Raw genomic sequence first — 10,239 nt, forward strand, 5'->3', positions numbered from 1 at the left:
GCATCGTCGGCTGGGTCGAGCTGACGGCGACCATGGCCGTGGTGCTGGTCGCCATCGATCTCGCCTGGGTGCTCGCTGCATCACAGGCGCGCAAACTGCTGAAGAGCAAGCGCGCCATGAAGATCGCCAACCGCGTCAGCGCGACGACCATGGCCGGCGCCGCGGCGGCGATCGCTGCTCGCTGATCTTCCCCTCGCCCCGTTTACGGGGAGAGGGTGGCCCGAAGGGTCGGGTGAGGGGCAGCGCAAAGTTGGCCCTCGATTCACACACGTTGGTGCCGCCCCTCATCTGCCTGCCGGCATCTTTTCCCCGTAAACGGGGAGAAGGAAGCAAATTCACCGTGCCATGGCGTGGTATTCGTCGTTCGGGCGCATGTCGATTGCCACGGCCACGCGGTTCGACATGTTGAAGAAGGCAGCGGTCGAGGCGATGTCCCAGATGTCGCGATCGGTGAAGCCGGCCTGACGCAGCGCGGCCCGATCGGCCTCGACGATCTTGGCCGGCTCTTGCGTCAGTTTGACGGCGAATTCGAGCATTGCCGTCTGCCTGGGCGAAAGGTCGGCGGCACGGAAATTCATCACCATCATTTCGCCGAGCGCCGGGTCGCCTGAGAGCTGGCGCACCGCCGCGCCGTGTGCGGTCAGGCAATAATAGCAATGGTTGATCGAGGAGACGGCGACCGCGATCATCTCGCGCTCCAGCTTCGAAAGGCCGGACTCACCCAGCATCAAATCATTGTACATGTCGGTGAAGGCGCGCAGCTTCCTGTCGTCGAAGGCATAGGCCTTGAGCACGTTGGGGACGAGGCCGAGCTTCTCCTCGCATTTGTCGAAATAGGTTTTCGTCGCCTCGCTCAGCTCTCCCTGGCCAAGGTCGAGCGCGCTGATTTTGCCGGTCATGGATCATTTCTCCTCGTTGGGCGATGCTTGTTGCCGAATTCCGATATTTCTTTGCAAGCCGTCAAACCTTTGTCGCCAAACAGCGGTCATCTGCTACCATAGTCGTAAAAGCATTGACGGGAGGGAAGTGCGTCATGGCCAGCGTGAAATCCGCGAGCAAGCCGAAGAAAAAAGCCACGGCAGCGATTAAAGCGGAGGAAAGGCCAGCCAGGCTTGCGGACTATCTGCTCGCCCGCGCGCCAGCGGAAGACATTGCTCCCTACGATGTGGCCGACCTGGAACGTGCCGCCGATCTCGCCGGCCAGGCAGTCGCCGGCCACAGGAAAGGCGAGTGCGTCGTCGCCGTCGATGCCGATTCGGGCGTTGTGCGAGACGGGCGCCCGATGACGGTTGTCACGGTCGTCAACGACAACATGCCGTTCCTGTTCGATTCCATCCTCGGCGAGATCACCGAGACATCAGGCGAACCGACCCTGGTCACCCATCCGGTTATCGTCGTTCGCCATGGCAAGGGCGGCGTGGAAGAAATCCTCGGCGACGGCAATTTCGCCAAGGACGATGGCAGCCACGACCGGCTGAGCGTCATCCATGTCCACATCCCGCGGCTGACATCCGAGCAGGCGAGCGGATTGAGCGAGCGACTGCGCAAGATCCTCGGCCAGGTTCATGCCGCCGTCCACGACTGGAGGCCGATGCTGGCCCGCCTCGACCAGGCGATCTCGGAATTCCGCTATACGGCCGTGCCGCTCGACAAGAAGAGCGTTGCCGAGGCCCTCGCCTTCCTGGAGTGGCTGCGCGACGACAATTTCACCTTCCTTGGCATGCGCGAGTTCAAATACACCGGCGGCGAGGAAAGCGGCACGCTGGAGCGCGCTGAAAAGCCTGGCCTCGGCATCCTGTCCGATCCCGACGTGCTGGTGCTCAGGCGCGGCACCGAAGCGGTGACGACGACGCCGGAGATCCGCGCTTTCCTGCATGGGCCGGAGCCGCTGATCGTCACCAAGGCCAATGCCAAGTCTTCCGTGCACCGCCGCATCTATCTCGACTATATCGGCGTCAAGACCTACACCGCCAAGGGGATGCTCGCGGGCGAATTGCGCATCGTCGGCCTGTTCACCTCGACCGCCTACACGCGCTCGGTGATGAAGATCCCCTATCTCAGGTCCAAGGCCGAAACCATCATCGCCAAGTCCGGCTTCGACCGGCACGATCACTCCGGCAAGGCGCTGATCAACGTGCTGGAAAGCTATCCGCGCGACGAGCTGTTCCAGGTGCCGGTGCCGATCCTGAGGAAGCACGCCGCCGCCATTCTTGGCCTGGTCGAGCGGCCGCGCGTGCGGGCGCTGGTGCGCGCCGACCAGTTCGACCGTTTCGTCTCGATCCTCGTCTTCGTGCCGCGCGACCGTTACGACAGCGTGGTGCGCGAGAAGATCGGCTCCTATCTGAAGACCGTGTTCGAAGGCCGGCTGTCGGCCTATTACCCGGCCTTCCCCGAGGGCGGGCTGGCGCGCGTGCACTTCATCATCGGCCGCTCAGGCGGCAAGACGCCGAAGGTCGAGCAAGCGACGATAGAGGCGGCGATCCGCGAGATCGTGCGCACCTGGGAGGACGCCCTTTCCGATGCGGCCGAGGCCAGTGGCGGCGACCAGGCTTTGAAGGCGATCGCCGCGCGGCTGCCTGAAAGCTACCGCGATTCGTTCAGCGCGGCGGTGGCGCTGACCGACGCCGGGCGCATTGCCATGATCAGCGCCGGCAATCCGATCGCCATCGACTATTATCGCCATGCCGAGCAGAAGCCGCACCAGGCGGCGCTGAAGATCTATCACCATGGCAGTCCGGTGGCGCTGTCGCGGCGGGTGCCGGTGCTCGAAAACATCGGCTTCCGCGTCATCAGCGAACGCACTTTCGAGGTCGGCGACGACCAGTCCGGCATGGTTTTCATCCACGACATGGAGCTTGAGAACAGCTACGGCAAGCCGATCGACCTGACCGATGGCGGCGCGCTGTTCGAGGACGCTTTCCTCTCCGTCTGGCGCGGCGACATCGACAATGACGGCTACAATGGCCTGGCCCAGACTGCCGGCCTGTGGTCCGACGAGATCACCATCCTGCGCGCCTATGGCCGCTATCTGCAGCAGGTGGGCATTCCGCAAAGCCAGGATTTCATCGCCGCCGCGCTCAACCGCTATCCCGACATCGCGCGTGGCCTGCATGCGCTGTTCGTCGCCAGGCTTGGCCCCACAGCCGAGACCGAAGGTGTGGTGGCGGCAAAGCATCTCAAGGCCAAGATCAAGGATGCGCTGGAAGACGTTCCCAACATCGACGACGACACGATCTTCCGGCGCTATCTCAATCTGATCGAAGCCTCGCTGCGTACCAATCATTTCGTTGCCGATACGAAAGAAAAGGGCCAGTCGCTGGCGATCAAGCTGGACTCGCACGCGGTCGAGGGCTTGCCGGCGCCGCGGCCGTGGCGGGAGATCTTCGTCTACGGTTCCGAGGTCGAAGGCCTGCATCTGCGCTTCGGCCCGGTGGCGCGCGGTGGCCTGCGCTGGTCCGACCGCGCCCAGGACTACCGCACCGAGGTTCTCGGCCTGGTCAAGGCACAGCAGGTCAAGAATGCCGTCATCGTGCCGGTCGGCGCCAAGGGCGGCTTCTATCCGAAGAAGCTGCCGATGAGCGCCGGTCGCGACGCGATCTTCGAGGCAGGCACCTCGGCCTACAAGAATTTCGTCTCCAGCCTGCTGTCGATCACCGACAATATCGGTCTCGATGGTGTCATCCCGCCGGCCGGCGTCATCAGACGCGACCAGGACGATCCGTATTTCGTCGTTGCCGCCGACAAGGGCACTGCGACCTTCTCCGACACCGCCAACACGATCTCGGAGAAGCACGGCTTCTGGCTCGACGACGCCTTCGCCAGCGGCGGCTCGGCCGGCTACGACCATAAAAAGATGGGCATCACCGCCAAGGGTGCCTGGGAAGCGGTCAAGCGGCATTTCCGCGAGATCAACCGCGACATCCAGACCTCGTCCTTCACCGTCGTCGGTGTCGGCGACATGTCGGGCGACGTGTTCGGCAACGGCATGCTTTTGTCGCCGAAAACCCGGCTGATCGCCGCCTTCGACCATCGCGATATCTTCATCGATCCCGATCCCGACATGGCAGCCTCGATGGCAGAGCGCGAGCGCATGTTCGCTCTCGCCCGTTCGAGCTGGCAGGACTACGACAAGACGAAACTGTCGGAAGGCGGCATCATCGTCTCGCGCAACCAGAAATCGATCACCTTGCCGGTAGCCGCGGCGGCGGCGATCGGCCTGGCCAAGACCACCGCGACGCCGGCCGAGATCATGACCGCCATCCTCAAGGCGCCGGTCGATCTTCTGTGGTTCGGCGGCATCGGCACATATTTGCGGGCATCGACCGAGACCAATGCCGAGGTCGGCGACCGCGCCAACGATGCCATTCGCATCACCGCGCTCGACGTCCGGGCGAAAGTGATCGGCGAGGGCGCCAATCTCGGCGTCACGCAGCGGGCGCGCATCGAGTTCGGCCTGAATGGCGGCCGCTGCAACTCCGACGCCATCGACAATTCGGGCGGCGTCAACTGCTCCGACGTCGAGGTCAACATCAAGATCGCGCTGGCGTCCGCCATGCGCAAGGGGTCGTTGACGCGCCCGGCACGTAACAAGCTGCTGGCGGAGATGACCGACGAGGTAGGCTCGCTGGTGCTGTCCAACAACTACCAGCAGACGCTGGCGCTTTCGATCGCTCGCAAGCGCGGCCTCGCCGACATCGCGCATCAGAGCCGCTTCATGACGGCGCTGGAGGCGCGTGGCCTGCTCGACCGCGCCGTGGAGACGCTGCCGTCGCCGTCAGCGCTCGCCGAGCGCGAAGCGCGTGGCGAACCGCTGACCAGAGCCGAACTCGGCGTGCTGCTCGCCTATGCCAAGATCGTGCTGTTTTCCGACATCGTCGCTAGCGACGTGCCTGACGACGCGCATTTCGACCGCGACCTGATGGGCTATTTTCCCGATCGGATGGCGAAGAAATACGCCGCCGAGATCCATGGCCACAGGCTGCGCCGCGAGATCATCACGCGGGTCGTCGCCAACGATCTGGTCAATCGCGGCGGCCCGTCCTTCGTCAACCGGCTGCAGGAGGCCACGGGGCGCACCGCCGCCGACGTGGTGCGGACCTTCGCGATGGTGCGCGACGGTTTTGCCTTGCCGGCGCTCTATCGCGAGATCGACGCGCTCGACAACCAGATCGACGGCCAGGTGCAGCTTGATCTCTATCAGATGGTTAGCCGGCTGATCTACGTGACCAGCGGCTGGTATCTCAAGAACGATGCCGGTACGGCACCCCTTGACCAGCGCATCACTGAGCTGCAGGAAGCCCGCAAGGCGCTGGAGCCCAAGCTCGTTTCGTTGCTGCCGGCCTTCTCGCGCCAGCGGATCGAGGAGAAGCGCCACGGTCTGTTCAAGGCCGGCGCGCCGGAAAGGCTGGCTGAACAACTGGCGCTGAGCGAGGTGGCGGAACTCATCCCCGACATCGCGCTGACGGCGCGCACCGCAGGCGCCGACATCGTCGCCGCGGCCAAGGCGTTCTTCACCGTCAGCGATGCCTTCCGCATCCCGCGTGTCGAGGACGCCGCCCGCTCGATCACACCTTCGGACTACTATGATCAACTGGCGCTGTCGCGCGCCACCGACACGATCGGCGCGGCACGGCGCGGCATCGCGGTCGCGGCCCTCACCGGCCACGCCAAGACGGCCGATCCGGTGGCTGCCTGGCTGGACGCCGGCGGCGAGCGGGTGGCGCGCATCCGCGAGCGGCTGCAGGCGTTGACCGAGGGCGGCGACATCACCGTGTCGCGGCTGTCGGTGGCGTCGGGGCTGATGAGCGATCTGACGGGGATGTGAACCGTCGACGATCAGCACACGCATCATCGGATGCGTGTGGCTCTTTTCGAATGCCATCCGCTTCGAAATCAGCGTTCAACAAGCTCACCAGGAATGTTTGAGCGTGCCGACGATTTTCAGCCGGTCGCCGTAGAATTCGGTCCCATAGTAGCTGGTCGTCAAATACTTCCGGTCGAACAGGTTCGTTGCGTTCAAGGCCAACGTCACGTCCTTGGTCATCTTGTAGCTGATCGCCGCATCCACCAGTGCGTAGCCGCCGATCGAAACCGTGTTCGCGTCATCTCCGTAGGTTTGCCCGATATAGCGCACGCCACCGCCGATGGTCAGGTCGCCACGCGGTCCTTCCTCGGGAAGCGTATAGTCAACCCAGGCTGACGCCAGATGGCGAGGAACGCGCTGCGGCCGATTGCCGGCATTCCCGCCAATGCCGTCTTCCAGGATCTCGGCATCCCAGTAGGAATAGGCAAGCGTCAGGTTCAGGTTTTCCGCGATGGCAGCCTTGCCCTCGAGTTCGATGCCGCGGACGCCAACCTTGCCGATCTGCTGCTGGACAACAGGCGTGACATAGGTCGGAACATTGGTTTGGGTAAGGTCGAAGACCGCGGCCGTGAACAGGCCGTCGAAGCCGTCGGGCTTGTACTTGATGCCTGCCTCATACTGCTTGCCTTCTTGAGGCTTCAGCGAACCCGAGACCGCATATCCGTTGGCGCTCGGCGCCACGAGCGGCTGGAAGCTTTCCGAATAGTTGGCGTAGACCGCGAGGTTCGGGGTGAATTTGTAGGTCAGGCCGGCGCGCTTGGTGAAGGCGGATGCCGTGTCGTCGTCCTGCGTTCCCGAGTCGAGATAGTCCGCCGTCGTGTGGACGCGGTCCCAGCGCCCGCCCAGGGTGACGATCCAGCGGTCGTCAAACGTCAATTGCTCCTGGGCATAGACACCGACCGCCTGTTGCTTGACCCGCCAGTTCACGTAGGGGCCGAGATTGATGCAGGACAGACCGCAATAGGCCGGATTATCGATGTCGATAGGACCGGCGGTGCCGAAGAGGATGTTTTCACGGGTGTTGTCGTTGGCGTAGTCGACGCCGACAAGCGTCTTGCTGTCGATCCCGTCCCAGCCCGTATCGTATTGCAACTGATTGTCGAAGGCATAGCGGTTGGACAGGCTCTCAACCGAAAATGCCGTGCGGTCCGCCGTGGGGTCAAGCGACGCGCCGTAGACCTCGGCGTAGTCGAGGCTCAAATGCGTGTAGCGGGCATTGGAGCGGAAGGTGAGATTCTCGTTGAACTCGTGCTCGAACTGGTAGCCGATATCGACCTGCTCGGTGTTGAAGCGGTTGAAATCCGGCTCGCCCAGGAAGGTGCCGATGTCGATATTGGCGCCGGCCGGGGTGCCGCGTGCGCCTGTGCCATCTCGCTTGTAATAGTCAGCCAGGATGGTGAGCGAGGTTCCTTCCTCGGGCTTGATGGTCAACGCGGGTGCGATGTAAAGCCGGTCGTCGTTGGAATAATCCCACCCTTGATCGCCATCCTTGGCCAGCCCGGTAAGCCGATAGGTCCACACGCCATCGGGGTCGATCGGCCCGCCAAAATCAACGCCAATCTCCTTGGTGCCGTCACCATAGGACGTGTAAATCTCCCCTTGCTTCTGGTCCAGCGGCCGCTTGGTGATGGCATTGACCAGTCCGCCAGGACCGTTGAGACCAAAAAGTGTCGATGTCGATCCCTTCAGGACCTCCACGCGCTGAAGTCCGTAAGGTTCGAGACGGCTGGCCGTGAACCAGGCGGGAATGCGCGCCGCGAGACCATCGCGATAAGTGCCGAGCGATGTCTGGTCGAAACCGCGGATACGAATATAGTCGTATCGGTCATCGTTGCCGAACTCGTCGGTGAGGACGCTGGATGTGTAGGCCACGGCCTGCTGCAGGCTTTCGACATGGCGCGCCTCCAGTTCCTTCTGGGTTACCACTGAAACCGAGGCGGGAACGTCGACGATCGGCGTATCGGTCTTGGTGGCGATCGCCGTATCCTTGGCGACGATCGTTTGATCGGGCCCGACAACGCGGTCCGACTTGCCGGTGACGACGATCGTTTCCAGTTGAGTTGCATCGTCCGGCGAAACGTCCTGGGCCTGGGCGGCCCCCACCACTCCAAAAGATGCCGCTATCAAGGCACTGCTCGCAATCAATCGCTTTGCCTGAGTGCGCAACAATGCCTGTCGATCAATCGTCATCTGTTATTCCCTGTCAGACCAATAGCGAGCAGTTCGACCGGTCACCTTTCCGGTCCTGCGCGAGCGCAATTAGTCAAACCGGACAAAAAGAGTCAACTTAATAATCAGGAAATTCGCGCTGGCGGCAACCGCTGCGAAGCAGGGGGGAGGACGGCGCCGGACCTTCGGTTCGACTTCCCCTACGAGAAAAATAAGGGCTTGGCCCCGCGTCGCGGAGGAAAGCCAATTTGCTGGGTTTTCGAACAATGAACCCCCGGCAGGGGGCAAGGGACGGCACCAAGCTTCGTTCATTGCATGAGCGCATGAAACATGCAGACATGGCGCCCGATACGGAACGGTGCCCCGGGGGATCATGATGACGGTAGAGACAGTGCAGCGTGCGTCCGGGCGCGGCATCTGGGGATGGATGCTGTTCGACTGGGCGGCGCAGCCGTTCTTCACCGTCGTCACCACCTTCATCTTCGGGCCTTACTTCGTGTCGCGGATGGCGAGCGATCCGGAAACCGGCCAGGCGGCCTGGGGCTATGGCATCGCAGCAGCAGGTCTTGTCATTGCGGTGCTGTCGCCCATCCTCGGCTCGATCGCCGACCAGACCGGACCGCGCAAGCCGTGGATCGCATTCTTTGCCGCGGTCAAGGTCACCTGCCTTTGCACGCTTTGGTTCGCGGCCCCCGGTTCGAACCTTTTCCTGGTCGTGCTGTTTTTCTCGCTGGCGTCGGTGGCGGCCGAGTTTTCGACCGTGTTCAACGATTCGATGATGCCGCGCCTGGTGCCGAAGAGCGAGATCGGCCGGATTTCCAACATGGCCTGGGGCCTTGGCTATCTCGGCGGCATGATCGCGCTGATCTTCGTCGTCGCCTGCCTGGCCGGTTCGCCGGAGACCGGCAAGACGATCATCGGCATCGACCCGCTCTTCGGGCTCGACCCGAAGCTCGGCGAGGACGCGCGCGCAACCGGGCCTTTGTCAGCCGGCTGGTACTTCCTGTTCATCCTGCCGATGTTCTTTTTCACCCCCGATGCCATCAAGGGCCTGCCGATCGGCCCTGCGGTGCGAGAGGGGTTGGCGGAGCTGAAAGTGACGCTGGGTGAGGTGCGCAAGCGCAGCGGCATCTTCCGCTTCCTCGTCGCCCGCATGATCTATCAGGACGGCGTCAACGCGGTGCTGGCGTTGGGTGGCACTTTCGCGGCAGCGATGTTCCACTGGTCGATCACCGAAATCGGTATTTTCGGCATTATTCTCAACGTCGTCGCCATCTTCGGCTGCCTGGTTGCAGCCCGTCTCGACACGGCGCTTGGCTCAAAAACCATCGTCATGATCTCGCTGGTCCTGCTCAGCATCGCCACGATCGGCATCGTCTCGACCGGACCGGGCTATACTTTGTTCGGCCTCTGGATGATGCCTGGACCGGACAGCGGCGGCCTGTTCGGCACGGCGGCGGAAAAGGCCTACATCTTCTTCGGCCTGTTGATCGGCGTGGCTTTCGGGCCGGTGCAGGCGTCGTCGCGATCCTACATGGCGCGCAGCGTCACGGCGGCAGAATCCGGCCGCTATTTCGGCATCTATGCGCTGGCCGGGCGGGCGACCAGTTTCCTGGCGCCGTTCATGGTCGCGTCCGTCACCCTGGCCAGCGGCTCGGCGCGGCTCGGCATGGCGGTGATCGTGCTGTTCCTGGGCATCGGCATGGCGATCCTGGTCAAGACGCCCTATCCGGCGGACCGGCCGGCGGAATGAGAGACGTTCGATAATTCTACTCCGCTGGCCGCCTGACGCAGGTTTCTGCGCTTCCGGTGCTCACGGACTTGAATGTCCGCTCCGCTCCGGTTCTCGAAACCCACGCCATCCGACTCAGCGGAGCGAATTCTCAGAACGCCTCTGTGTCGGCGCTCAGTGCCTGAAATGCCTGACGCCCGTAAACACCATGGCGATGCCGTGCTCGTTGGCGGCGGCGATGACGTCCTTGTCGTTCATCGAGCCACCCGGCTGGATGACGGCAGTGGCGCCGGCCGCGATCGCCGACAGCAATCCGTCGGCGAAGGGGAAGAAGGCGTCGGAGGCGACGACCGAGCCCTTGGTCAGCGGTTCGGCAAGGCCCGCGGCCTCGGCGGCGTCGAGTGCCTTGCGGGCGGCGATGCGTGAGGAATCGACCCGGCTCATCTGGCCGGCGCCGATACCGACGGTGGCGCCG

The 10,239-nt window shown here is 63.3% G+C and carries 4 protein-coding genes and 2 pseudogenes; 3 read left to right on the forward strand and 3 right to left on the reverse strand.

The genetic code is table 11. The features are described from left to right. A pseudogene (locus EN943_RS30230) lies at window positions 1-185 on the forward strand (LysE family translocator); the annotation flags it as partial. A gap of 150 nt (window positions 186-335) precedes the next feature. On the opposite strand, the gene EN943_RS30235 reads toward EN943_RS30230, so the two are convergent. Continuing rightward, on the reverse strand, window positions 336-899 hold the full coding sequence (locus EN943_RS30235; RefSeq protein ID WP_127415773.1) for a peroxidase-related enzyme: 564 nt from the start codon (window positions 897-899) through the stop codon (window positions 336-338). A 134-nt stretch (window positions 900-1,033) separates the two neighbouring features. Between EN943_RS30235 and EN943_RS30240 the strand changes: the two genes are divergently transcribed. Next, window positions 1,034-5,824, forward strand: coding sequence for an NAD-glutamate dehydrogenase (locus EN943_RS30240; RefSeq protein WP_127415774.1), 4,791 nt, complete (start codon window positions 1,034-1,036; stop codon window positions 5,822-5,824). Between the two features lie 84 nt (window positions 5,825-5,908). Here the strand turns inward: EN943_RS30240 and EN943_RS30245 are convergent, their stop codons facing one another. After that, a complete protein-coding gene (locus EN943_RS30245) occupies window positions 5,909-8,053 on the reverse strand; it encodes a TonB-dependent siderophore receptor (RefSeq protein ID WP_127415775.1) in 2,145 nt (714 codons plus the stop codon). A gap of 355 nt (window positions 8,054-8,408) precedes the next feature. Between EN943_RS30245 and EN943_RS30250 the strand changes: the two genes are divergently transcribed. After that, window positions 8,409-9,785 carry an MFS transporter gene (locus EN943_RS30250; RefSeq protein ID WP_127415776.1) on the forward strand — a complete coding sequence of 459 codons (1,377 nt, stop codon included), beginning with the start codon at window positions 8,409-8,411 and terminating at the stop codon, window positions 9,783-9,785. A gap of 153 nt (window positions 9,786-9,938) precedes the next feature. On the opposite strand, the pseudogene purH reads toward EN943_RS30250, so the two are convergent. Further along, window positions 9,939-10,239: pseudogene (gene purH / locus EN943_RS30255) on the reverse strand (bifunctional phosphoribosylaminoimidazolecarboxamide formyltransferase/IMP cyclohydrolase); the annotation flags it as partial.

The organism is Mesorhizobium sp. M7A.F.Ca.US.006.01.1.1 (genome assembly GCF_003997935.1).
GTDB lineage: Bacteria > Pseudomonadota > Alphaproteobacteria > Rhizobiales > Rhizobiaceae > Mesorhizobium.

Bases quoted from the DNA above. Each gene is read 5' to 3' on its own strand.
- EN943_RS30245 (WP_127415775.1), bottom strand. From the start codon at position 8,053: ATGACGATTGATCGACAGGCATTGTTGCGCACTCAGGCAAAGCGATTG.
- EN943_RS30235 (WP_127415773.1), bottom strand. From the start codon at position 899: ATGACCGGCAAAATCAGCGCGCTCGACCTTGGCCAGGGAGAGCTGAGC.
- EN943_RS30250 (WP_127415776.1), top strand. From the start codon at position 8,409: ATGACGGTAGAGACAGTGCAGCGTGCGTCCGGGCGCGGCATCTGGGGA.
- EN943_RS30240 (WP_127415774.1), top strand. From the start codon at position 1,034: ATGGCCAGCGTGAAATCCGCGAGCAAGCCGAAGAAAAAAGCCACGGCA.